We start from the raw sequence: 26175 nt of genomic DNA on the forward strand, positions 1-26175 counted from the left end.
ACGTGCTGATTTATGCAATCAGCACGTTTTTTTCATTTTAAGCCCAATCACCATTACGGAAAATCGGAACACGTGTGCCGTCTTCTCTAATGCCGTCAATATCCATTTGATCTGATCCAACCATGAAATCAACGTGTGTATGACTACGGTTTAAGCCTGCTTCTTTTAATTCTTCTTCACTCATCTCAGTTCCGCCTTGTAGATTAAAAGCATACGCTGAGCCAAAAGCTAAGTGATTTGAGGCATTTTCATCAAATAAAGTATTGTAGAAAATGATGCCAGATTGAGAAATCGGTGATGGATCTGGCACTAAAGCAACTTCGCCTAAATGACGTGCGCCTTCGTCTGTTTCAAGTAACTTCGCTAATACTTCTTCACCTTGTTCAGCAGAAAAATCAACGACTTTTCCATCTTTAAAGGTAAATTTCATACCAGAAATCGTTGTTCCAGCATAACTAAGTGGTTTAGTACTAGAAACAACACCATCAACACGACGTCTATCAGGTGCAGTGAAGACTTCTTCTGTCGGCATGTTGGCCATGAATTTTTCGCCACGAACGTTATCGCTACCAGCACCTTCCCACAAATGGTTTTTCGGCAATCCAATCACTAAGTCAGTGCCTGGAGCTGTGTAATGCAAAGCACTAAATTGTTCTTTATTTAATTCGTCCGCTTTGGTTGCTAGTTTGTTGTCATGAGCTTTCCAGGCTGCAACAGGATCTGCCTCATACACACGAGTTGTTTTAAAGATTTCATCCCAAAGAGCGTCTACTTGAGACTCGCTGTCTGTTAGGTCAGGGAAAACTTTAGCAGCCCATTCTTTGCCAGCAGCAGCAGCGACTGTCCAGCTGACTTTATTCGCTTGTGTTGCTTTTCTTAAGTTGACCAATGCTTTGCCAGAAGCAGCTTGAAAAGCGGCAACACGATCAGCATCAACTCCTGCTAAAGCATCAGGATTAGCAGAGACAACACTGATACGACTAGCTCCTTTGTTAACCCAGTCATCTGTTTGATCTATTTTATATTGAGGAATATTATCCAAATATTTTTCATCAGCATGTAGTAAAAATTCACGTTGCACAAGATCATCACTCCACTGAACGATCACTTCGCCAGCACCTAATTTATAGGCTTCTTCTGTGATCAAACGAGCCAGTGGTGCTTGATCAACGCTGATTTGTAAAACGATGCTGTGTCCTTTTTGAACGTTGACACCAGTTTCAACAATCAGTCTAGCGTATTTTTTTAAAATCTCATTAAAATTTGGTAATGACATAGAATAGCCTCCTAGTTTTGCATTTATATAATCGTGAATATCATAACACGTACAGAGCTTGAACTCAAACGATCGAGTAGCATTAAGAGCTTATTTAATTCTTAGAAAAATGCCTCGAAAGACCCGTGTAATCAATTAAATAAAATAATTTGAAACGAGGGACTAGTATTTTGCAGAATAAACAAATCGTGTTACAATAACTGTAGTATTTATATGGAAGCGTTGTAAGATAGGTAGAGGGGATTGAAAGATTATGGCAAGAAAAAAAACGATTACTAAAGATCAGATTTTAAATGCTGCATACGAAGTAGTGGCCACTGAAGGCTTTTCGAAATTCACCGCACGTAACATTGCAACCAAAATGAAATGCTCAACACAACCAATTTATTTGGAATTCAAAAATATGGATGATCTGAAAGAAGAACTATTTGAAAAGATCCATCAATATTTAGCAAAAGAAGTATTCCCTGTCACGCATACAGGCAATACGATTGTCGACTTGGCTTTAAATTATATCCATTTTGCTAAAAATGAAAGTAAACTATATCGTGCGCTATATTTGGAAGAGTACGGTGGGGGAAAAAGAATGCAGGAATTTTCGTACAGTTATTTTTCCAACGCAGTCAAACAAGATCCGGATTATGAAAAATTAAATGATACAGAAATCAATTCTCTTCATATGGGAACGTGGATCGTCGCAACGGGAATTGCTGCGTTGATGACATCTGGAATCATTCATCCAAGCGAACAACAAATCGAACACTTGATGAAAGAGTCAATCGATCAGATATTAGAGCGGGATGAACCGATCGATATCGATAGTTAGATCTACTAAAAAGAACAGACCAGAGCAAAACTCATTGGGGTTTGCTCTGGTCTTTAATTGTTTCAATAATTATTGTACAGCTTCTGCTAGTTTTTTCGCAAAAGCTTCGAGATTTTGAATATCTTCTTCTTCAGCAGCTAAATCAACTTTTACACTATCTGCGCCTTTTGAAGCACCAATTTTTGTGAACACAGCGTCAAAGTCATCCACTGATTTACAAAAATCATCGTAAAAAGTATCCCCAGAACCACAAACACCATACGTTTTTCCAGATAAATCGATTTCTTGTAACTCTTCATAAAAATCTACGATTTCATCAGGCAACTCACCATCACCATATGTGTAAGTTGCGACAACGCAAATGTCTGCATCTTCAAAGTCTTCAGGATCCACTTGTGTACATTCGTTGATCTCAACTTCAATATTTAAATTTTCTAAAGCTTCAGCAACGATATCTGCTATTTCTTCTGTATTTCCAGTCATACTTGCATAAACGATTTTAGCTAAGGTCATTAGATTTCCTCCTTCAAATAATACAACCTTGATTATATCAGAAGAACGAAGGTCGTGTAAATTACAAAATTGAAGCTGAAAAGGAAGAAGTTACTTTTATAGCAGCGTTTATAGCAGGTGTGGATGAAGAAAAAATGTGAAAGTAATGTTTAACAATGACTTTTCAGTGAAATTTTCACAAATTATGATAAAATACTCTTATATAAAGATTATTTAGCTATGTGGGCTAGTCTCTATGAAAAAAGATAAAATATGCTCGTGACAAAAAGCGTCACAATCCTATTTTCCTATTTTTCTACGAGCCTAAACGAGCCTGCTGCGCTTTTATTGTTATCTAGCTTCAAGAGCTAGCCTTTCGGGAAAAAGATAAATTATAAATGAGGTAAAGAACACCTCATTTATAATTTCCTATTTTCCTGTCAAGGCTGAATGAGCTCTTTCAGCTTTTAAATTTAGGAGGACGAGATTAAATGATTACATTAAAATCACCAAGAGAAATTGAAATGATGGATGAGTCTGGAGAGTTATTGGCAGATGTTCACCGTCATTTACGTACGTTTATTAAACCCGGCGTGACAAGTTGGGATATTGAAGTATTTGTGAGAGACTTTATTGAAAGTCATGGCGGCATTGCTGCCCAAATTGGTTTTGAGGACTATAAATATGCTACTTGCTGCAGTATCAACGATGAAATCTGTCATGGATTTCCTCGGAAAAAACCATTGAAAGATGGTGATTTGATCAAAGTAGATATGTGTATTGATTTAAAAGGGGCTGTTTCAGATTCTTGTTGGGCTTATGTTGTAGGGAACTCAACACCTGAATTAGATCACTTAATGGAAGTGACTAGAAAAGCGTTGTACTTAGGGATCGAACAAGCGCAAGTCGGTAATCGTATTGGGGATATTGGTCATGCGATCCAAACTTATGTTGAAAGTGAAAACTTATCTGTCGTAAGAGATTTTGTAGGACATGGTATTGGTCCAACGATTCACGAGAGTCCTGTGATCCCTCACTATGGTGAAGCAGGTAAAGGTCTTCGACTAAAAGAAGGAATGGTTATTACGATTGAGCCGATGGTCAATACTGGAACTTGGCGTATGAAAATGGATCCAAATGGCTGGACAGCGTATACTTTAGACGGTGGACTCAGTTGTCAATTTGAACATACGTTGGCAATTACGAAAGAGGGTCCGAAAATTTTGACTTCTCAAGGAGAAGAGTTGACATACTAATGAACTTAAATTAGAGGAGAATTTTATGAAACTAGTGGACAAAGTAAAGAGTAACAAGAACTTGATGCGTTTCATCGAAACGACACAAAATCGAATGGTCGATTCGGAAATTGGCAATACATCTGTTGTGGTGGCTTACTATTTACTCTTGTCCTTGTTTCCTCTATTGATTGCGGTAGGAAATATCCTACCGTATTTACATATTGATCCAAACGATGTTCTGCCTTATATCGCAGAAGCGATCCCGGAAGCTATCTTCAATGATTTAAAGCCGGCGATTCAGTCATTACTAACACAACGATCTGGCAGTTTGCTTTCTATTTCTGCTTTAGCAGCTTTATGGAGTGCCAGTCAAAGTATTAATGCTTTACAAACCGCAATGAACAAGGCTTTTGGCGTTGAGCAACGAAAAAACTTTATTATTGTCCGCTTAATGTCATTGTTTGTTATTCTTTTATTTTTGACGGCAATTGTAGGAGTAGTTGGTGTCTTAGGATTAGGTAAAACGATTTTAGATTTGTTACAGCCGATTTTTCATTTTTCCACGGATTTTATTGATACTTTCCAAGCGTTAAAATGGCCGATTACATCGTTGGTGCTTTTAGTGATCATGTGTTTGATTTATCGGGTTGTTCCTAATGCTAAACTGACCTTTCGTTCCATCGTTCCTGGTGCTGTATTTGCAACTGTAGGCTGGATGTTGTTATCACAAGTGTTTGGACTCTATATTACGTATTTCAGTTCAAAAATCGCTAGTTATCAAATTATAGGAAGTTTTATCATTTTGATGCTATGGCTGAATTTTGCAGCTACGATCATTATTTTAGGTGGTATTATCAATGCTGTTGTCAAAGAATATCTGTCAAATGAAAAAATCCAGCATCGCTACGGGTTGATTAATCGTTTAGTTGATAAAATAAAAGAAAAGTTAAAGAAATAGCTCGATTGCTTTTGATTCAGATAAATGAGTAGGAACGCAGGCTTTTCCTAAGCTGTGGAAACACCTGTTCCAACTTGTAAATGTGGAATGATTCGGTATAATATACGATGTACATTAAGAAAGTAGGTTCAGCATGTCGATGTTTATTTATGAAATTGTTATTCGTCTATTTCTGACGTTTATTTTATCGCTGATTGTAACACCAATTATTAAACTATTGGCTTTTAGAATAGGCGCCTATGATGCTCCAGGTGAAAGAAGGATAAACACTAAAATCATGCCGACAGCAGGAGGTTTAAGCATTTATTTTGTCTTTGCTTTTTCTTGTTTAGTTATGTTTCAGTCGATTATACCAGTTGATTATATCTGGCCGATTATTTTAGGTGCGGGGATTGTGGTTGCAACAGGTTTGATCGATGATATTTACGAATTGTCGCCAAAGAAAAAAACACTAGGGATTCTGTTAGGGGCTTTAGTCATTTATTTTGTAGCGGAAATTCGGATCGATGCCGTAACTTTGCCGTTTTTTGGACATATTGATTTACGCTGGCTTAGTTTGCCGCTGACACTATTTTGGATTTTGGCTATTACAAATGCCATCAATCTGATCGATGGTTTAGATGGACTTGCATCTGGTGTTTCAATCATCAGTTTAACAACGATCGGTGTGATCGGCTACTTTTTCCTTCATGCTAAAACAGTTTATATTCCGATTGTGATTTTTATCTTAGTTGCTAGTATTGCGGGATTTTTTCCGTATAATTTTTATCCTGCTAAAGTTTTTCTAGGTGATACAGGAGCATTGTTTTTAGGCTTTATGATTGCCGTGATGTCCTTACAAGGATTGAAAAATGCGACATTTATCACGGTTATTACACCAATGATTATTTTAGGTGTACCAATTACGGATACAGTTTATGCGATTATTCGCCGACTAATGAATAAACGTCCGATTTCATCTGCTGATAAGATGCATTTACATCATCGATTGTTGTCACTTGGCTTTACACATAAAGGTGCAGTCATGACAATTTACGGTTTGGCATTGGTTTTTTCATTTGTCGCGTTGTTATTTAGCTATGCAAGTAATGTTGCTTCGATTCTACTGATTGTTTTTAGTGCGATTGGGCTGGAATTGTTTATTGAAATGATTGGTTTAGTTGGAGAAAATCATCAGCCGTTGATGTATATTTTGCGGATGTTTGGCAATCGAGAGTTTCGTCATCAACAGTTAGAAAAAAGATTAGGAAAACACTCTAAGAAAAAGTAAATAAATCGTAAGAATCTTTGCTGGTTTTTTAAGCTGTGCTATAATTTATTGATTGGGTAAACGGAAAAAGCGGAGTAAGACTCAGTAAGTTTTGCTCCGCTTTCCTAGAATTCAAATAAAAAGTTGATGCATAGAATGTTCTCTTTTTGAAAACATTTTTGATAGCTAAAAGTTTAGGTGGGGTAAACTAGTCTAAGAATCACTGGCTGAATTCATCTTATTTCAAACGAGGTGCAAAAATATGAATGATAGAATAACAATTTCCATTGTTACTCACAATAGCCGTCATATTTTTGATGTGCTTGATAATTTAAAACTCGAACTCGGCCTAGAGTCAATTTATGATATACATATATTTGATAATGCTTCTGAACAAGAGTATATAAACCAACTTGAACTGTATGGTTCTTTTATTACCATGCATAAATCAGAAGAAAATAAAGGCTTTGGCTACGGTCATAATCAGATACTGAAAATGGTTGACACACAGTATGCTGTTATTTTTAACCCAGATGTTTTGCTTACAAAAGAGGCGTTGGATAAGCTGCTTCAGCGAATAGAAGAAGAGCCGCTTGCCGCAGTCTGTCCAAAAGTGTTGAACTCAGATGGAACGACTCAATACTTAGTCCGTCAGAAATTAGACGTATTCGATTACATGTTGCGTTTTGTTCCGTTTCAATCGGTCAAAAAGCTATTTGACAAACGGCTGAGGTATTATGAATGTCGTGATTTGCCAGACGATCAAACCTCCTATATTAAAATGGGGTCCGGTTGTTTTATGGTCATCGATATCGATAAATTTAAACAAATCGGTGGTTTTGACGAACGCTTCTTCATGTATTTTGAAGACAATGACCTTTGTTTAAGTTTTGGAAAAGCAGGGTATAAAATTTTGTATACCCCTTTTGAAACTGTAACGCATTTGTATGAAAAAGGTGCACATAAAAACAAGAAATTATTTAAGATATTTATGCAATCAATGATCAAGTTTTTCAACAAATGGGGTTGGAGGTTTTTCTAGTGGAGAATAAGTTGGTGATTACAATTGTTTTATATCAGACTGAATTCTCACAGACACCAAGTTACGGTCTTATCAAAAAAACACTGACTGAAAATGAGTTGGTCTATCTATTCATTTATGATAATAGTCCTGAACCGCAAGCTAACGAATTATTTCAGCATGCTCAGGTACGGTATATCCATGATGCAACGAATCCTGGCTTGGCGCAGGCTTATAATGCTGGCAACCAATATTTTAGTCAGGTTCAAGGCGATCTTCTATTACTGCTTGATCAAGATACATTATTGGATGATCGTTATCTTGCCACGCTCTTAACCTTGACCTTGGATGAAGCGATTGCTGCTTATGTTCCACTGGTGTTCGCTCAGGCTAGACAAATCTCGCCTGTCTTTTCGGAAGATTATATCGGACGTCATTCTGAGTTGCCTAAAGCCGGCATCTACTCACAGCAGATCATGAGTATTAATTCTGGAACCGCGTTGCCTAAAACAATCTTAAAAAGCATTGGTTCATTTAATCAAGATTTTCCTTTAGATTTTTTAGATCATTGGCTTTTTTGGAAAATTTATCAATTGAACAAAAAAATTTGTGTCTTAGATCATCACTTAGATCATGAGTTATCTGTTTTGAATTATGAAACACTCAGCAGTCAAAGATATGAGTCGATTATTCGAGCTGAAAGTCTTTTTTATCAAAAATATGATCAGAGTAAATTTTACATTCACAGAAGACATTTGTTGCTAAGATCGGTGAAACAATTTTTTCTTGTTAAGAATCGGAACATTTGGCGACGTACGTTTTTAGAGTATCGATTACTAATGAAAGGAAAATAAATGATCTCAATTTGTATAGCAACATATAATGGAGAAAACTATTTAGAAGAGCAACTTGCCAGTATTTTACCTCAAATGACTGCATCTGATGAACTGATCATCTCTGATGACGGTTCTAAAGATGAGACAGTGACTATCATCAATCGCTATGCAGCGCAAGATGAACGAATCAAATTTTTTAAAGGTCCCGGCAAAGGTGTGATTGCTAATTTTGAGTTTGCAATTAATCAAAGCCAGGGAGACTTTATCTTTTTGGCTGATCAAGATGATGTTTGGTTGCCAGAAAAAGTTCAGACAACCCTGAGTTTTTTTGCTTCTCATCCTAAAATTGATCTGGTTATTAGTGATTTAGTGATCGTTGATGAACAGTTACAAGTCATTGAACCATCTTACTTTGAGTATCGAAAGGTGACATTAGGCTTTCTTCACAACATCGTGAAAAATAAATATATTGGCGCAGGGATGGCTTTTCGTGGCAGTCTTAAATCAAGGATCTTGCCTATACCAGCTAAAGTGCCTATGCATGATATGTGGATCGGTTTAATTGCAGCCTATAAAAATAAAAGTGCATTGATTCCGCAAACACTTACGTTGTATCGCAGACATAATAACAATGCGAGTGAAATCAATACAAAAGCCAGCTTTTTTCAACAATTGAAATGGCGCTGTGCAATTAGTTATGTTCTATTCAAAAGAATTTTTTTTAATTCATAGAAAATGGCTATTTTACAGTTTTGTAAAATATTCTTAAAATGAATGACAATCATTGCTAATAATGCAATAATAGCAATTAGTAATGTCAGTGAATGACAATAAAAAAGAGTGTAAGGAGTTTTTTTATGAAAGGGATCATCTTAGCTGGAGGAAGTGGAACCAGATTATATCCATTAACGAAAGCAACATCAAAACAATTAATGCCTATCTATGATAAACCAATGATTTACTATCCAATGTCGACATTGATGCTAGCAGGTATCAAGGAAATTCTAATTATTTCTACACCCGATGACACACCTCGTTTTGAAAGTTTATTTGGGGATGGGAAAGATCTTGGGATTCATATTGAATATGCTGTACAAGAAAGTCCAGACGGATTAGCTCAAGCATTTATTATTGGCGAAGAGTTTATTGGTGATGATAGTGTGTGTCTTGTTTTGGGTGACAATATTTATTATGGCGGGGGACTGTCTAATATGTTACAACGTGCTGCCGCAAAAGAGAGTGGAGCAACTGTTTTCGGGTACCATGTGAATGATCCAGAACGATTTGGTGTGGTTGAATTTGACAGCGATATGCAAGCTCTTTCTATTGAAGAAAAACCAGAAAAACCAAAATCAAATTATGCGGTGACTGGCTTGTATTTTTATGATAACGATGTGATTGAAATCGCAAAAAATATCAAACCATCTGATCGTGGCGAATTAGAAATTACGGATGTTAACAAAGTCTACTTAGAAAAAAATAAATTATCAGTTGAACTAATGGGCAGAGGCTTTGCTTGGTTAGATACTGGTACTCATGAATCGCTTTTAGAAGCATCGACTTTTATTGAGACGATTGAGAAGCGACAAAATTTAAAAGTAGCTTGTCTAGAAGAAATCGCTTATAGAATGAGCTATATCACAAAAAATCAGTTGATAGAATTAGCACAGCCATTAAAGAAAAATGGTTATGGACAATACTTATTAAGATTGGCAGAAACAGACTAGGAGCGAAGACAGAATGAAAGTAATCGACACAAAATTACAAGACGTTAAAATCATTGAAATGGATGTCTTCGGTGATCACCGTGGCTTCTTTACGGAAAGCTATTCAAAAGAAAAATTTGCCGAGCAAGGCTTGAATTTTGATTTTGTACAAGATAACCATTCTCTTTCAAGTGAAGCTGGCGTATTACGCGGTTTACATTTCCAAAAAGGGCAAGCAGCTCAAACGAAGTTGATTCGTGTTGTAACAGGGGCAGTATTAGACGTGATCGTAGATATCCGTAAAGGGAGTCCGACTTATGGTCAATGGGAAGGCTACATTTTATCAGAACATAACCATCGTCAACTATTAGTGCCTAAAGGATATGCACATGGTTTTGTAACATTGACACCGAATGTTAATTTTATGTATAAATGTGACAATTACTATAATGCAGCTGCAGATGGCGGGATTGCCTTTGATGATCCTGATTTGTCAATTGATTGGCCGATCGATATCCAAAAAGCAATTACGTCTGAAAAAGATAAAAATCACCCGACATTGAAAGAATTTGAAGCAGAGAATTCTTTTATTTATGGTGAAATCTAAAAAAATCTAGGAGAGATCTTGAAGATGAAAAACATCATTGTTACTGGTGGAGCTGGATTTATCGGCTCAAACTTTGTTCATTATGTAGTAAACAACCATCCAGAAGTTCATGTGACGGTATTAGATAAATTAACTTATGCAGGAAATGAAAAAAATCTTGAAGGACTACCAGCTGATCGTGTTGAATTAGTTGTAGGTGACATCGCTGATGCTGAGTTAGTCGATCGATTAGTGAAGAAGACAGATGCGGTTGTTCATTACGCGGCAGAATCACATAACGACAACTCATTGAATGATCCATTTCCTTTTGTACAAACGAATATCATTGGAACCTATACGCTAATCGAAGCGTGCCGTAAAAATGATGTGCGGTACCATCATGTTTCGACTGATGAAGTTTATGGTGATTTACCATTAAGAGAAGATTTACCAGGACATGGTGAAGGTGCAGGTGAAAAATTTACTGCTGAAACGCCTTATAATCCATCAAGTCCATACTCTTCAACAAAAGCAGGCTCGGATTTATTGGTTAAAGCTTGGGGACGTTCATTTGGCCTACGAGCAACAATTTCTAACTGTTCTAACAATTATGGACCTTACCAACATATTGAAAAATTCATTCCACGTCAAATTACCAACATTTTGAGCGGAATCACACCTAAATTATATGGTGCTGGTAAAAATGTTAGAGATTGGATTCATACAAATGATCATTCATCTGCTGTTTGGACGATTCTGACAAAAGGAAAAATCGGTGAAACCTACTTGATTGGTGCCGATGGAGAAGAAGATAATAAAGCAGTAATGGAATTGATTTTAGAGCTGATGGATCAACCAAAAGATGCGTATGAACATGTAAACGATCGTCCTGGACACGATTTACGTTATGCGATCGATTCTTCAAAATTACGGGAAGAATTAGGCTGGACGCCTGAATTCACTAATTTCCGTGATGGCTTAGCAGATACGATCGAGTGGTATACAGAAAATTCAGACTGGTGGAAAACAGATAAAGAAGCTGTCGAAGCCAATTATGCGAAGAACGGTCAATAATCGCTATCCTATTTCGAGGATATCTTACATCTGATTTTAACCGAGTGTGATTAAAATAGTGACTTGTTGAGCGTGGAACAAAACTAAAAAATGGTTTTGCTCCACGCTCTAAATACGAATTGATAACAGGCTGAAAGGGCGAAATTCTTGCTGCTTGCTTATCAAAGGAGGAAATAGAATGATACTTTTAACTGGCGGTAATGGACAATTAGGAACGGAACTACGTCATTTGTTAGATGAACAGGGAATGAAATACGTTTCCACTGATTCAAAAGAACTAGATATTACGAATGCAGAAAAAACAATGGCTTATATTACGAAGTTAAAACCGACAGTAATCTACCATTGTGCAGCGTACACTGCTGTGGATAAGGCAGAAGACGAAGGAAAAGAATTAGACGAGAAAATCAACGTAGAGGGTACGCGCAACGTAGCACTTGCAGCAAAATCTGTAGATGCAACGTTAGTGTATATTAGTACAGATTATGTTTTTGATGGTACGAAAAAAGATGAGATGTATAAAACAGATGATCAAACGAATCCGCAAAATGAATATGGTCGTACTAAACTATTAGGTGAGCAAATTGTTCAAGAAATCATGGATAAATATTATATTATCCGTACTTCTTGGGTGTTTGGCCAATATGGACATAACTTTGTCTTTACAATGCAAAAACTAGCTGAAACACGCGATCAATTAACGGTTGTGGATGATCAATTTGGTCGCCCGACTTGGACTAGAACTTTAGCTGAATTTATGGTGTTTGTTATAAAAGAAAAAGTTGCTTATGGTATTTATCATCTATCCAATGATAATAGCTGTAATTGGTATGAGTTTGCAAAAGAAATTTTAAAAGATACTGAGGTTGAAATTTTACCAGTGGATTCAAGTAAATTTCCTCAAAAAGCAACTCGACCTAAATATTCAGTGATGGATCTTAGTAAGACGAAAGCACTAGGTTTTGATATTCCGACTTGGGAAAAAGCGTTGCACGAAATGTTGATTAGTACAAAAAAATAGGAGGAAAAAAGTGTTGGTTTGGGGAGCAAAATTTACAGGGTGGTTCAAGGTAGTTTTTAAACAAAGATGGAAATATCTAGTGGCACTACTTATAATTTTTACAGTTTTTACATTGTATTTTTTTCAATTTTCAAGTGTACCTAAAAAAATACTTTTATTGACAGGTTTGTTTAGCATACTTAGTATTTTATTGATTGGGAAAAATCTAGCCAAAAGTACGTTGTGGATTATTATACTGATGGGGTCGTTATTTACGTTTACCACCCCTGTTTTAGATACACCAGATGAACACGCTCATTTTTCACGAGCAGTGTATCTTTCAGAGGGGCATTTTGGCATGAGTGACAAGGCTGATCAACTGAAAATTTCTAAAGATTTTCGAGTTGTTTTAGACCGTATACATCAAAACTATCACAATGATTTAAAGAAAGAGCAACATACAACGAAACAAAATGAAGAAACGATTATTTCACTTACAGCAACGTATTCGTTTATCAGTTACATACCACAAGCTATTGGTTGGTCGTTAGGAAAATTGCTGAATATCAATCTGTATTGGAGTTTTTATTTAGGTAGATTACTTAATTTGATTGTTTACGCAATTTTGTCTTATTTTGCTATCAAAAATGTAAAAAAGTTCAAGGTGCCGATGGCGGTTGTCACAATGCTACCAATGACAGTTTATCTTGCAGCCTCGTATAATCAAGATGGTGTTTCGTATGGGTTGGTTTTCTTAGCCATGTCACTATTTATTAATTTTATTACAGCTGAAACGAAAATTGCAGCGAAAGAAATTGGTTTGTTTGTACTATTATGTGGTATTTTAGCTACTTGTAAATTACCTTATGTGATGCTAGCGGGGATTTTGATTTTTATCAAACCGAGTCAATACAAAAATAGAAAAACGTATTTCATAGCTTTAGGAGCGGTAATTATAGCAGCAATGATAGCCTTGCTTTGGTATTATTACTATACGACATTTACGCCAGCAAACAGGATTCCAGAAAAAGATCCGACGGAACAACTTAAATTTATGGTACACAATGTCCCAACAGCAATCAAGCTAATGTTTTCTGGAATAGTTGATTCAATTAGTAAGTATCTTGAATTGTTTACGTTTGGTTGGTTTTCTTATGGATCACCACATATTGCATTTATGTATTTGGTTTATATAGGTGGACTGTTTGTCTTTTATCCATTAGAGATAAAAGCTAAAAATCACTTGAATTCTTTAGGCACCGCAGTGGTTATGGTAGGGATTATTTTTGCCATTAATTTAAGTCAATACTTGACTTGGACACCTGTGGGACTAGGAACAGTAGAAGGCGTACAAGGACGATATTATATTGGTTTACTAGTTCTACTACCGATCTTTGTGAATAGTTCAAAACTTTTTTATCCTCAAACGGAATTGAGTGAACAAAGAGCGTTAATGAAAAAGTCAGAATATGCACAGAACATTTGGGTTTTATCTATAGCAACGTATTTCTTATTGACAATGATATTACTCACTTTAGGAAATTATTATAAAGGCTAATTATAAAGGAGTAAGATGAATTGAAAATATTATTAATTATTCCAGCGTACAATGAAGAAGAGAATATTTTGAGCACAATTAAATCTATTGAAGAGTTTAAGAAAAACAATAACAAAAATTATTCTTATACGATTGATTATGTTGTGATCAACGATGGCTCGACAGATAAAACACAAGCAATTTTAGATGACAATCAAATTAATTCAGTTCATTTAGTTATGAACTTAGGAATTGGTGGGGCTGTTCAAACTGGATATAGATATGCAAAGGAAAATGACTACGATATTGCAGTTCAATTTGATGGTGATGGGCAGCATGATATCAATAGTTTAGATTATGTTGTACAGCCGATTTTGAAAAAAGAAGCTGATTTTGTGATTGGTTCAAGGTTTTTACCAGATGAAAAAGCTGATTTTCAAACGACGTTTATGCGACGTGTTGGGATCAAGATCCTTTCTTTTTTAATTTATCTATCCTCTAGAAAAAAAATCTATGATGTGACTTCTGGATACAGAGCTTGTAATAAAGAAATCATTGCTTATTTTTCAAAAAAATATCCGACAAGCTATCCAGAACCAGAATCGACGGTGCATTTATTGAAAAAGAAATTTAGCATTAAAGAAGTTGCTGTTAATATGATGGAGCGCTCTGGTGGTCAATCTTCAATTCGTTCATTTACTTCGGTTAAATACATGGTTGAAGTAAGCATTGCCATCATTGTTTCAGGTTTTATGAGGGAGGGAGATTAATGAGTCCGATACTAAGAATTGAAATGCTGATTTTCTCGTTGTTCTTTTTTGTGTATATCATTCGATCAATCAACAAGAATATTTTTCTATTGAAAAATGTGATTAGATGGTTGTTTATCTCTGCTGGATTAGTCGTTTTTGCTGTTTTCCCTGGATTGCCAGAATGGCTAGCTACCCAGCTAGGCTTTGAAACAACCTCTAATTTCTTGTTGTTTGCAGCAATTTTAGTGCTGTTGTTTATTGAAATCAAAAATTCAGCGTTGTTGTCAAAACAGCAGAACCAAATAAAATTGTTAATTCAAGAACTCTCAATATTAAAAGCGAAAAAGGAGAAAAAATAATGTTCTTATTCTTAATATATGTCGTTTTATCAACTTCAGGTTTGATTCTAGTTAAATTAGGTTCGCAAGCAAATACGATTCAAATCACGAATGCTGTTTTTTCTTTTTCAATGTCTTTTACAACGATTATCGGGTTTTTATGTTATATGCTTAGTTTTGTTTTATGGATGGTCATCATTAGCAAATCAGAAGTATCTTATATCGTTCCAATGGGCGTTGCTTTTACGAATATTGCTGTTTTAGTAGGATCAAAGTTAATTTTACAAGAACAAGTTTCACTTGGAACAGTGATTGGCACAGGGGTCATTATTTTAGGGATTGTTATTATCCAGTTAGCAAAATAATTTCTTATAAAATCGGCATTTACTCCTTAAATCTTAAGAAAATATTTACATAACTTGAAAAAAGAGTGTATATTCTTTAAACTAGTAATGTTATGCAGCTTATTTTTAGTAGAAATAAAAATGCAATGGAAATAGGAAAGGAACAGAATCAATGATACGAGAAACACTATCTATTTTTAAAAATATTTTTGAAAATAGAAAACTGTTATTACAGTTTTCATTTAATGATTTTAAATCAAAATATGCAGGGTCTGCACTAGGGATTGTCTGGGCTTTCATAACACCGTTAGTGACGGTATTGACTTACTGGTTTGTTTTTTCGCAAATACGACAACAAGGGGCTAACGAAGAATATCCTTTTATCGTATATCTCGTTACAGGGTTGATTCCATGGTTCTTTTTCTCAGACTCATTGTTATCAGCAACAAACGTTTTTAGAGAGTATAGCTATCTTGTAAAAAAAGTAGTGTTTAATGTGCAGATTTTGCCAACATCAAAGATTCTTTCAAACTTATATACACATTTATTTTTTATTATAATTGGTTTTGGTATTACCTCGTTAAGTGGTATTTACCCCACATTACAAAGTTTACAGTTGATTTATTATCTGTTTTGTCTGATTATTTTCTTGACAGGTGTGACCTGGCTTACTTCGTCTACACAACCATTCTTGCCAGATATCATGCAATTTATCAATGTAGCAATGCAAACGATCATGTGGACTCTACCCATTTTATGGCAGCCTTCAGGTTGGATCGAAAAAGTATTGAAATTGAACCCACTGTATTACATTATTCAAGGCTATCGTGATTCATTTACTGGTGGCGCTTGGTTCTGGGAACATTGGCAGTATGGCTTATATTTCTGGGGCTTTACAATCGTTCTTTTATTAATTGGTTCAACTGTATTTAGACGTTTGAAACCACATTTTTCTGATGTCCTATAGCATAGCACGGAGATGAAATTAAATGTGGATTGATAAGCACAAGGAGAGTAAACAATGTCAGATTATGCAATCGATATACAGAATATAACAAAAACATATAATATGTACAAAAAACCTTCTGATCGTTTTAAAGAAGCGCTGAATCCAATGAAAAAAACGTATCATGATCTTTTTTATGCCTTAAAAGATGTCACAATGCAAATTGAAAAAGGGGAAATGATCGGTTTTGTTGGAGAAAATGGTTCTGGTAAATCAACGATCCTTAAAATCATTACGGGTGTTTTGACACCAACTTCTGGTTCAATGATAATAGACGGAAAAATTTCTGCACTATTAGAGTTAGGTTCGGGCTTTAATCCAGAATACTCTGGTTATGAAAATATTTTTCTAAACGGAATGGTTCTTGGTTTTTCCAGAGAAGAAATGGAAGAGCGCGTAGACGATGTCATCAAGTTTGCTGATATTGGGGATCATTTATATCAACCTGTAAAAACCTATTCTAGCGGGATGTTCGTTCGCTTGGCTTTTGCAGTAGCAATCAACGTTGATCCTGATATTTTGATTGTTGATGAGGCTTTAGCAGTTGGAGATTTAGAATTCCAACTGAAATGTATGGAGAAATTTACTGAAATCAAAAATTCTGGTAAGACGATTCTTTTTGTTTCCCATGATGTTAACTCTGTTCGTCGTTTTTGTGACCGGACGTTCTGGTTGAAAAATGGCGAAGTCGTAGAGTATGGTGATACGATGGATGTTACAACAAATTACGAAAACTTTTTGAAGAAAAAATCGATCAAAACAGTTGATCGTGAAAAAACAATTCAAAATGAAGAAACAGTCCCTGATATTATTGAGGTTGATAAAGCGACATTATTAAATTATGCACTGGAACCATTAGAGATCGTTACGCAAGATGAAAAGGTTATTGTTAAATTGGAGTACACTGTTAAAAACGATACAATAAAATCACCAGTTTGTGGGGTAGCGATCAGAACAGTTGATAATAATTATGTGTGTGGACTAAACACATTGCTAGATGGCGTTAAAATACCTTGGAAAAAAGGTAAAAATGTCTTTTACTTGGAATATGGGAAAATGTCTCTATTAACAGGGGAATATTACTTTGATATTGCATTCTTTGAAGAGCACGCCACAGTACCATTGGTCTATAAAACGAAATACCTGAACATGTTTATCAGTGGGCGCTATGCAGGAGAAGGCATTGTCATTTTAGATCATGAATGGAAGGACACTATTGAAGATGAAATATGATTTTGAAATGGAAGTTGATGAGAGTACCAGCGTTGGTAAAATCGTTGCCCAAATTAAAGAGAATAGCCGAGTATTAGAATTCGGACCTGGAAATGGTCGGATGACAAAATATTTGATGGAAGAAAAAAATTGCTATGTAGCAATCGTTGAGCTAGATAAAGAGCTATATGATCACGTTAGCGAGTTTTCTAATGACGGATTCTATGGAAATATCGATGAAGAAGCTTGGACGAAACATTTTGAAGGCCAAACTTTTGATTATATTATTTTTGCGGATGTGTTAGAGCATTTGATGAATCCCAAGAATGCATTGATGAAAGTGAAACCTTTTTTAAGTGCGAAAGGTCAAATTTTGATAACTTTTCCAAATATTGCTCATAACTCTGTTTTGATCGATCTATTCAACAATAAATTAGATTGGCGTGAAACAGGATTACTAGATGCAACACACAAATCCTTCTTCGTTCAAAGCGGTTTTGAAAAACTTTTTGAAGAAATTGGTTTATTTATTGCTAAAGAAGATTTTACGATCAACGAAGTTGGGTATAATGAACTGGAATCTAACTATGAAGACTTGCCGGTGGAAGTTCGTGCTGCATTCAAAGCACGCCCATTTGGGGAAGTCTATCAGTATTTTTATGCACTTTCTGCTGAAGCAATAGAAAATCCGATTCGTACAATACCTGAAAACTCAAGTTTCAGAAAGAATATTCACTTCTTGTATGATTGTGGCGAGGAAGACCAAAAAGAATTCGATGTTCAGCTGAATAATGTATCAGGTGAAAATAAAATCTTTACGATCGATATACCAGAAAATATTAAATTATTGAAAATTTTTCCAAGTTTAACAGGTGTAGTAGTCGATGTAGATTTGACCGTTGATGGAGAGACCATTCAACCTAGTGCAACAAATGCCGTTTACAATAAAGAAGTACGATATTTCTTTTCTGATGATCAAGTGCCTGTTATGGAAATAAGCGACCAAAAAATTGCTGGTAAAACGATGACAATCACAGTTGATTACAAGTACGAAGGCAATTTTTCTGATACGATTCATGGGTTGATCGATTATGTGGTCGCACAGCAAGCAGAAACAAATCAGTCAAAAAATACAGAATTAATGGTGAGTGAAAAACAAATGACAACCTATAAAAAAGTATCAATCAGTAAATTTGATTCACTTGTTTCCCTTAATATTGATGACATCGTTCGTCATGTTGAAGAGAAAAAGACTGTAATTCGTGGCTGGGCGTATTCTAAAGAAGATAAGTTACCAATCAACTTTAAAGTATCCGCTGAATCAGCAGTTGAGTATTCTGTAACAACAGAATACCGTCGAGATGTTATTGATATGTTTGAGCTAAAAGGTGATCAAGAATATGGTTTTGTGATTGAAGTCTTAGATTCAGAAGATCAACCAACCTATATCTTGAATGTTTCTGCAAATAATGGACGGAAATTACAATACCGCTTGGAAAAACCAAATATGATTCAACCAGGCAATAAAATTCAACGAGCAATGCGTTCTGTTCAGACAAGAGGACTTATTGGTTCAATGAAATGGTATTTCAAACGCCAAGAACAACAGGAAACGCCAGTTGATCCATCAGCAATTTTAGAAGAAATCAAAACATTTTCCTTCCAACCTAAAATTTCTGTAGCTGTTCCAGTGTATAATGTTGAAGAGAAATGGTTGGATGCTTGTGTCTCGTCACTTCAAAACCAGTACTATGAAAACTGGGAGTTATGTTTAGCAGATGATGCGTCACCAAGTGACTACATCAAACCATTACTAAAAAAATACGCTGATGCAGATGATCGGATCAAAGTCATCTACCGCGAAGAAAATGGACATATTTCAGAAGCGACAAATTCAGCGTTAACAATCGCAACTGGTGATTATATTGGTTTTATGGATAATGATGATGAATTAGCACCGCAAGCGTTATATGAGGTTGTCAAAGCGTTGAATGAAGATCAGACAATCGATTTTATTTATACGGATGAAGACAAAGTCACTGAGAGTGGTAAACGATTCAACGCATTTTATAAATCAAAATGGAATTCCGAATTGATCTTGAATCACAATTACATTACTCATTTTGTCGTAGTGAAGCGTTCATTACTAGAAAAAACGGGTGGGTTAAAGACTGAATTTAACGGTGCTCAAGACTATGATTTTGTTTTACGTGCGACTGAAAATGCAGAAAATATTGCTCATATTCCAGGTATGATGTATCATTGGCGCGCGATTGAATCTTCAACAGCTTTGAATCCTGAAAGTAAAGGATATGCTTATGTTGCTGGACAACGTGCAGTACAAGCAGCAATGGATCGTCGTAATATTAAAGCAACGGTTGAAATAGCGGAGTTTTATGGTTCATATAAAATCAATTATATCTATGAAACAACACCTAAAGTATCTATCGTGATTACGAATGACACTGCTGATATCAATGATTATTTGAAAAAATTGTTAGAAAAAACCATTTATGAACATTACGATATTGTGTTACCGAAGCAAATGAAAGAAAAAGTTCATTCAACTAGTAATAAACTTGTTTATAGTGATGGACAAAGAAGAGATGAATTAGTTCAAGCAAGTACAGGTGAATACACCATTCTTTTAGATGCGGGTCTAGTACCAACGAAAAGCAATTGGCTAGTTGAGATGATGAATATGATTCAACAACCAACAGCAGGAATTGTCACAGGTCGAATTGTTGACTCTCGTTATCGTATTGAAAATATCGGTATGTCTATCGACACAGAGAAAAAACGATTAGTTTATCCAGAACAAGGTACGCCAGGTAAGAGTTTAGGGTATTATTACCGTATTGCGTTACCAAGAAACGTTCAGGCAGCTTCTGAAAGCTGTATGATCTTCAGAAAAGCTGATTACCTTGCTGTTTCTGGTATCAATGAAGAGTTAGGACAAGACTTTATGGGGGCGGACTTATCCTTGAAAGTTGGGAAACAACTAGATAAAAAAATTGTTTATTGTTCTTATGCAATCTTTAAAGCAGAAGAAAAAAAACAGACGAATGATAAAAAAGGTAATTTTAAATCATTGACTGATAAATGGTCGGAACAAGATTTAATAGATGTTTATAAAAATCCAAGACATCAATAAGATCAGATCTTTCATTATAAGGAACACCATTATTCATGTAACTTTAGCTGCATAGAGATAATGGTCATTGGACCTCTAAATATAAGGAGCGCAAAACATGAGCGATGAGATAAAAATCATTATTGATAGCATCTATCGGGAGAAACAATCCAATAACTTAACGATAACTGGCTGGGCTTTGAATACAAATTCAAAGTCCGCACCAGTTATTTCAATCAACAATCAAGAACAAGTCACATCTTATGATATCAAACGAGTTTTAAGGGAAGATGTTAATCAGATCTATGAGGTAGATACTACAGTGTTAGCTGGATTTGAAATAAAGCTAGAAGGAATCCAAAAGAAAACGAAATTGGAAGTGCTTTTTACTTCAGAGTCTGGCCAATCAAGTAAATCAGAATGGATCGATTTAGCGAAAAAACATCCTTTGATTCCTGGTACTGAAGATAAGCTAGCAAGATTGATGATTAAAGTACATAAAGGTGTCAGCTACTTAAAAAGAAATGGGCTCAAAAGCACGATTCAACGTGTAAAAATCGAAAAAATCAGAAATCAGTCTTCTTATCCAAGTTGGTTAGAAAGAACGGAACACTTTGATTTTGAGCAAATAAAAGCGGAAATCAATGCATTTCAATACCAACCTAAAATTTCGATTGCAATGCCTGTTTATAATGTTGAGGAAAAATGGCTACGTCGCTGTATTGATTCTATTTTGATTCAAGATTATCAAAACTGGGAACTATGTATGGCTGATGACGCTTCTACAGATCCTAAGGTAAAAGAACTTTTGACTGAGTATAGTCAATTGGATGAACGGATCAAGGTTGTTTTTAGACCGTCTAATGGACATATCAGCGAAGCAACAAACTCTGCCTTAGCGTTAGCAACAGGAGAATTTGTAGCGTTACTAGATAATGATGATGAGCTGCCAAGAATTGCATTTTACGAAGTGGTCAAGGCTTTGAACGAAAATGCTGAATTGGATTTGATTTATAGTGATGAAGATAAGATCGATATGGAGGGAAACCGTTCGGATCCTGCCTTTAAGCCAGATTGGTCGCCAGATTTACTATTAGGAACGAACTATATTTCTCATCTTGGTGTTTATCGAACAACGATTCTTAATGAAATTGGCGGTTTTAGAAAAGGCTATGAGGGTTCGCAAGATTATGATCTAGTTCTTCGTTTTACTGAAAAGACAACAAGTGAACGGATCAAACATATTCCGAAAGTTTTATATCACTGGCGTATGTTACCAACATCGACTGCAGTTGATCAATCGTCTAAAGGGTACGCTTTTGAAGCTGGTTTAAGAGCCGTTCAAGATGCTTTAGTTCGTCGTGGCATCAAAGGTCATGCTACACATGGTCGTGCCAATGGTTTGTATGATGTTTATTACGATATTGAATCAGAAGAATTGGTTTCGATTATCATTCCGACTAAAAATGGCTATAAAGATGTTAAACGTTGTGTGACTTCGATCATTGAAAAAACAACGTATAAGAATTATGAAGTCATTATTGCTGATAATGGCAGTACAGATGAAAAAATGAAAGAACTCTACGAGTCATTTAAACAACAACTTAATGAGCGTTTTCAAGTAGTTGTGATCGATATTCCATTTAACTTTTCTAAAATCAATAATATTGCCGCTAAAGAAGCAAATGGAACATATCTGTTGTTCTTAAATAATGATACTGAAGTAATCAATGGTGATTGGCTAAAATTAATGGTTTCATTTGGTCAGCAAGAACGAATTGGTTGTGTGGGAGCAAAATTATTGTATCCAAATAACACGATCCAACATGCAGGCGTGATTTTAGGCTTAGGCGGTATTGCTGGACATGGGCATTATGGTTATCCGCATGGTGACTTAGGTTATTTTGGTAAATTGGCTTTGAATGTTGATTATCTAGCAGTGACAGCTGCATGCCTATTGATGAAAAAACAAGATTTTGAGGCAGTTTCTGGTTTTGATGAAGATTTTACCGTGGCCTTTAATGATGTCGATCTTTGTCTAAAAGTCAAAGCGTTAGGACGCGATAACGTCTGGCTTCATGAAGCTGAGCTTTACCATTTTGAATCTCAAACACGAGGATATGATGATAAAGGCAAAAAGAAAAAACGGTTTGAAAAAGAAAAAGTGATGATGGAAAACAAATGGGCTACTTTAATTGAAGATGATCCGTTTTACAATCCTAATCTGACGAGAGAAATACCTAATTTTTCATATAGAGACTAGCAAAAAAACTAGCTAGTCTTTTGTGATGTTTTGAATGGAGTACGTTATGGAAAGTCGTATACAAAGTCAAGAAAATAGCATGAAAAAAAGAATTTTGAAAAGTCTAGATTGGCTAATTAAGGCACGGTTTATAGTAGCGTTAATTATTTTTATATTAATGTTGCTATTTAAAATTCATGGTAGTTCTATTAATTTGTGGGATCAGTATGTTTCAGATTATAAAGAAGGTGCTGATTCTGGTCTGGTAGTTGGAACGCCAAGACAAATTCGTTCTGATGAGTGGTTAGTTCAAACACCCTATAGCCTATCACAAACACAAACAGGCTTTAAAGCACATAATGAAGTGATTACACTTAATGGACAAGATATGGTGGTAGGTTACAATTCTCCAGCATTTGCGTTTGCTACAATAGCTAAACCATTTACTTGGGGCTATGTACTATTAGGAAAAGAGTATGGACTTTCATGGTACTGGGGCATCAAACTAATTGGTCTAATCTTATTCTCTTTTGAAATGGGTCTGATTTTATCTAGAAGAAATAAGTATATTGCACTGCTAACGAGTTTATGGATACCAATGTCAGCGGCTATACAATGGTGGTTTGTGTCGCCTGTCGGTGATTTGATTTTCTTTATGTTAGGATTTTTAATAGCAATTTATAATTATTTTTATTACCATGAAAATAAACCCAAAAGATTAGGTTTATCTTTGTTAGCTGCTATCTGCGCTTCAGGGTTCATTTTAGTCTTGTATCCTGCATTACAGGTACCTTTTGGTTATTTGATTCTGTTGTTTTTATTAGGTTTCTTTTTAGAATTCAAAGGGAAGCTGAGGTTAGATAAATTCGATGGTTTATTTATAGGCTTGGCTATTTTGATTACTGGTATTTTAGTAGGCGGATCAGTTATATTTTCATGGGATTCAATTTATGCTGTTATGCATACGATCTACCCAGGAAATAGGATCAGTACTGGAGGATCTTTTGATAAAAAAGATATTTTTCTGTTTTTAACAAACTGGAAAATGAGTTTCACAGACGTTAGTTACTCTAACAATTCTGAATTAAGTAGTTTTTATCAGTTCTTTTTTGTGATATTACCACTGGCACCTGTTCTTTTCTATAAAAAAATCAAAGCTAATTTTTACGGATTCTTATTATTTACTTATAGTTGTATTCAATTATTGTGGATTCTTGTTAAGTTTCCGTTGTCAGTTGCTAAAGTAACTCTTTGGTCTTATGTTCCAGAAGAGCGTGCACTACTTTCATTTAGTTTTACTGCAGTTTTGTTAAGCATCTGGTTTATCGCTTATATTTGGGAACACAAAAGAATGAATAAATTTGCCATTGCTGGAATAATAGCACTAAATAGCAGTATTTATTTTTATGCTTTATATAGAGGAAATTTACGATTGTATTTGAGTAAAGTGGAAATTGTTGCTATTTTAGTGATTAGTATACTTGTAATGGCAAGCTTACTTTTCAAGTGGAAAGGTTTATTTTCAATTTTATTTGTAAGTATTATATTGTTTACAGGTTTAACAGTCAATCCAATTGTTAAAGGTGTTGCACCAATTTATGAGAAAAAAATAGGACAGGCAATTACTGAGATTAATGAACGAAATCCTGATCAATTATGGGTGGGAGAACGAATGATGTACAGTTACCTACCAATGTTTGGTGTCCATACATTCAATGGAGTATCATTTACTCCAGATCTGACTATGTGGAAAGTGTTAGATCCAGAAAGAAAACAAGAAAAAATTTATAATAGATATGCACATATCCATGCAGAAATCACAGATGATAAGCCAGAATTAGAATTATTAAATCCAGATGCTTTTGTTGTTCGATTGGATAGTGAAGATATTAAGAAAATTGGAATCAATTATTTAGTTACTTATAAAGAAATTGATGACTTAAAAACTGATACAGTGAGATTTGACAAACTCTATGGGCCGGATAAAGATGGTGCTTATATCTATAAAGCGGTCTATTAGGCTACGTTAATTCACGAATGGAGGTGTAAGATGGAAAAAGTGCTTAATAAAGTCAGTAATGTGATACTAATTGCAACAATAGCTAGTTCTTATCTATTATGGACAGTCGGCCTGAATACAGAAACTATGATGAATTTTTATCAACACTATGAATATACGTTGTTTATCGCTTTGATTCTGATTCTCTTATTACATTTAAAAAAGCTAGATAAAGTCGATTTCGCATTAGGAGGTCTTGGTGCTGCATTGTTTATTTTTTACACTGCGACCTCTTCAATGCGTCATAGTAATCGTTTTATTAATGCCAGTATGTTAGTGATTGTATTGCTAATAATATGCTATAGAAAAACGACATTTGACAAAAGTGATTTTAGGATTTTAGGCGTTACAATCAGTGCATTTTTTTTCGTAACGTTATACAGAATATTTACAGAACTTCCTAAAATTGTTGCACCAAATTCCATTTGGCAGCGTGGCAACGAGTTCGATTCGATTTGGATCAATAGTAACACGATTGGTGCCTCAGTTCTATTCATGGTGATGATGCTATCTATTATTTTGAAACAAGCTTCAAACAAGGCAATAAACTGGTTGATCATTCCTGTTTATGTTGCAGGTGTAGCTGCCATTTGGGTCTGTCAAGCAAAGACAGCCTTTGCGGTGTTGTTACTATTTATCGTGATAGATAATTTGTTTCCAAAACGATTCATTAAAAATAATTGGTTTTGGTTGAGTCTATTTCTGTTGGTATTAGTCGTGTTTCCTTTTATTTTTTACTACTGTGCTAATGTATCAACAATTAAATTTTTTTCTGGTAGAGAAAACATATGGAAAGAATTTTTTGAACTTTGGTTTGTAAATAAGCAGAATGTTTTAATCGGAATGAAACCATATGTATTTCACTGGAAAAACTTAGGCATGCATAATAGCTATTTAAGTATCTTAAATAATCTAGGGGTATTGGGCTATACGCTATTTTCCTTTTTTATTTTTGGTCAGTTCTATTCTATAAGAAAAAATGGTAACTATTCAAAAACCCAAGTTAGTCTGGCGATAGCCTTGTTCTGTGTTTTTGTTCTGTCAACAATGGAGGATATTCTAATATCGTACCATTGGATCCCATTAGCTTTTAGTTTTCTAGGGCTATTGATTCAAAAAAGTAAGCCACCATTAAAACGCGGACAAGAAATTCAGAACAGAAGTAAGAGAAGCAAGCTTTCGTCATAATAGCTGTACCAGATTATGGTTAAGGTGTTTTTTTTTAAGAGATATGATATTATTAGGGATGTAACATTTATGAATAGAAATCTCAGTAGTTTTAAATGAGAA

Annotated in this window: 23 protein-coding genes; 21 read left to right on the forward strand and 2 right to left on the reverse strand. The window is 35.1% G+C overall.

Annotation, left to right across the window (positions count from 1 at the left end):
* Positions 1–37 precede the first annotated feature (37 nt).
* Entirely contained in the window at positions 38–1276 is a 1239-nt protein-coding gene (locus ATZ35_RS09335) for an aminopeptidase (protein WP_208926999.1), read from the reverse strand.
* A 253-nt stretch (positions 1277–1529) separates the two neighbouring features.
* Here ATZ35_RS09335 and ATZ35_RS09340 point away from each other — a divergent pair, with 253 nt between their 5' ends.
* Positions 1530–2102, forward strand: a complete 573-nt coding sequence (locus tag ATZ35_RS09340) for a TetR/AcrR family transcriptional regulator (protein ID WP_086280288.1) — start codon at positions 1530–1532, stop codon at positions 2100–2102.
* 69 nt (positions 2103–2171) lie between these two features.
* Here ATZ35_RS09340 and ATZ35_RS09345 read toward each other — a convergent pair whose 3' ends face one another.
* Complete coding sequence (locus tag ATZ35_RS09345) at positions 2172–2615, reverse strand: flavodoxin (protein WP_208927000.1); 444 nt, start codon at positions 2613–2615, stop codon at positions 2172–2174.
* A gap of 470 nt (positions 2616–3085) precedes the next feature.
* Here ATZ35_RS09345 and map point away from each other — a divergent pair, with 470 nt between their 5' ends.
* The 20 genes from map to ATZ35_RS09445 all read left to right on the forward strand — a co-directional run bounded on the left by map (position 3086) and on the right by ATZ35_RS09445 (position 26073).
* Positions 3086–3850: a type I methionyl aminopeptidase gene (gene map, locus ATZ35_RS09350; RefSeq protein ID WP_086280294.1), complete on the forward strand. Its 765-nt coding sequence runs from the start codon at positions 3086–3088 to the stop codon at positions 3848–3850.
* Positions 3851–3875: 25 nt separating this feature from the next.
* Positions 3876–4790, forward strand: coding sequence for a YihY/virulence factor BrkB family protein (locus ATZ35_RS09355; protein WP_208927001.1), 915 nt, complete (start codon positions 3876–3878; stop codon positions 4788–4790).
* Positions 4791–4923: 133 nt separating this feature from the next.
* On the forward strand, positions 4924–6060 hold the full coding sequence (locus tag ATZ35_RS09360; RefSeq protein WP_208927002.1) for a glycosyltransferase family 4 protein: 1137 nt from the start codon (positions 4924–4926) through the stop codon (positions 6058–6060).
* Between the two features lie 241 nt (positions 6061–6301).
* Positions 6302–7081, forward strand: coding sequence for a glycosyltransferase family 2 protein (locus tag ATZ35_RS09365; protein WP_208927003.1), 780 nt, complete (start codon positions 6302–6304; stop codon positions 7079–7081).
* Entirely contained in the window at positions 7081–7914 is an 834-nt protein-coding gene (locus ATZ35_RS09370) for a glycosyltransferase (protein WP_208927004.1), read from the forward strand. Before ATZ35_RS09365 ends, ATZ35_RS09370 begins: the two co-directional genes overlap by 1 nt.
* Positions 7915–8628 (forward strand): glycosyltransferase family 2 protein, encoded by a 714-nt coding sequence (locus ATZ35_RS09375; protein WP_208927005.1) that lies wholly within the window; start codon positions 7915–7917, stop codon positions 8626–8628.
* Between the two features lie 125 nt (positions 8629–8753).
* Positions 8754–9623: a glucose-1-phosphate thymidylyltransferase RfbA gene (rfbA, locus tag ATZ35_RS09380; protein WP_208927006.1), complete on the forward strand. Its 870-nt coding sequence runs from the start codon at positions 8754–8756 to the stop codon at positions 9621–9623.
* Between the two features lie 13 nt (positions 9624–9636).
* On the forward strand, positions 9637–10209 hold the full coding sequence (gene rfbC / locus ATZ35_RS09385; RefSeq protein WP_208927007.1) for a dTDP-4-dehydrorhamnose 3,5-epimerase: 573 nt from the start codon (positions 9637–9639) through the stop codon (positions 10207–10209).
* A gap of 24 nt (positions 10210–10233) precedes the next feature.
* Positions 10234–11262: a dTDP-glucose 4,6-dehydratase gene (rfbB, locus tag ATZ35_RS09390; protein WP_208927008.1), complete on the forward strand. Its 1029-nt coding sequence runs from the start codon at positions 10234–10236 to the stop codon at positions 11260–11262.
* 178 nt (positions 11263–11440) lie between these two features.
* Positions 11441–12283: a dTDP-4-dehydrorhamnose reductase gene (gene rfbD, locus ATZ35_RS09395; RefSeq protein ID WP_208927009.1), complete on the forward strand. Its 843-nt coding sequence runs from the start codon at positions 11441–11443 to the stop codon at positions 12281–12283.
* Positions 12284–12293: 10 nt separating this feature from the next.
* A complete protein-coding gene (locus ATZ35_RS09400; protein WP_208927010.1) occupies positions 12294–13820 on the forward strand; it encodes a DUF2142 domain-containing protein in 1527 nt (508 codons plus the stop codon).
* A 20-nt stretch (positions 13821–13840) separates the two neighbouring features.
* Positions 13841–14569: a glycosyltransferase family 2 protein gene (locus ATZ35_RS09405; protein WP_208927011.1), complete on the forward strand. Its 729-nt coding sequence runs from the start codon at positions 13841–13843 to the stop codon at positions 14567–14569.
* Complete coding sequence (locus tag ATZ35_RS09410) at positions 14569–14910, forward strand: DUF2304 domain-containing protein (RefSeq protein WP_208927012.1); 342 nt, start codon at positions 14569–14571, stop codon at positions 14908–14910. The genes ATZ35_RS09405 and ATZ35_RS09410 overlap by 1 nt, the downstream gene beginning before the upstream one ends.
* A complete protein-coding gene (locus ATZ35_RS09415; RefSeq protein WP_086280336.1) occupies positions 14910–15254 on the forward strand; it encodes a hypothetical protein in 345 nt (114 codons plus the stop codon). The genes ATZ35_RS09410 and ATZ35_RS09415 overlap by 1 nt, the downstream gene beginning before the upstream one ends.
* Before the next feature lie 151 nt (positions 15255–15405).
* Complete coding sequence (locus tag ATZ35_RS09420; RefSeq protein ID WP_208927013.1) at positions 15406–16200, forward strand: ABC transporter permease; 795 nt, start codon at positions 15406–15408, stop codon at positions 16198–16200.
* A 54-nt stretch (positions 16201–16254) separates the two neighbouring features.
* Positions 16255–17472: an ABC transporter ATP-binding protein gene (locus ATZ35_RS09425; protein WP_208927014.1), complete on the forward strand. Its 1218-nt coding sequence runs from the start codon at positions 16255–16257 to the stop codon at positions 17470–17472.
* Entirely contained in the window at positions 17462–20605 is a 3144-nt protein-coding gene (locus tag ATZ35_RS09430) for a glycosyltransferase (RefSeq protein WP_208930461.1), read from the forward strand. The genes ATZ35_RS09425 and ATZ35_RS09430 overlap by 11 nt, the downstream gene beginning before the upstream one ends.
* A 97-nt stretch (positions 20606–20702) precedes the next feature.
* Positions 20703–22847, forward strand: coding sequence for a glycosyltransferase family 2 protein (locus ATZ35_RS09435; RefSeq protein ID WP_208927015.1), 2145 nt, complete (start codon positions 20703–20705; stop codon positions 22845–22847).
* 34 nt (positions 22848–22881) lie between these two features.
* The gene (locus ATZ35_RS09440; RefSeq protein ID WP_208927016.1) at positions 22882–24846 is read left to right on the forward strand and encodes a DUF7657 domain-containing protein; all 1965 of its coding nucleotides are present in this window, start codon (positions 22882–22884) and stop codon (positions 24844–24846) included.
* A 30-nt stretch (positions 24847–24876) separates the two neighbouring features.
* Positions 24877–26073 (forward strand): EpaQ family protein, encoded by a 1197-nt coding sequence (locus ATZ35_RS09445; protein ID WP_208927017.1) that lies wholly within the window; start codon positions 24877–24879, stop codon positions 26071–26073.
* Positions 26074–26175 lie beyond the last annotated feature (102 nt).

Origin of the sequence: Enterococcus rotai (assembly GCF_001465345.1) — a bacterium.
Classification (GTDB): domain Bacteria; phylum Bacillota; class Bacilli; order Lactobacillales; family Enterococcaceae; genus Enterococcus_L; species Enterococcus_L rotai.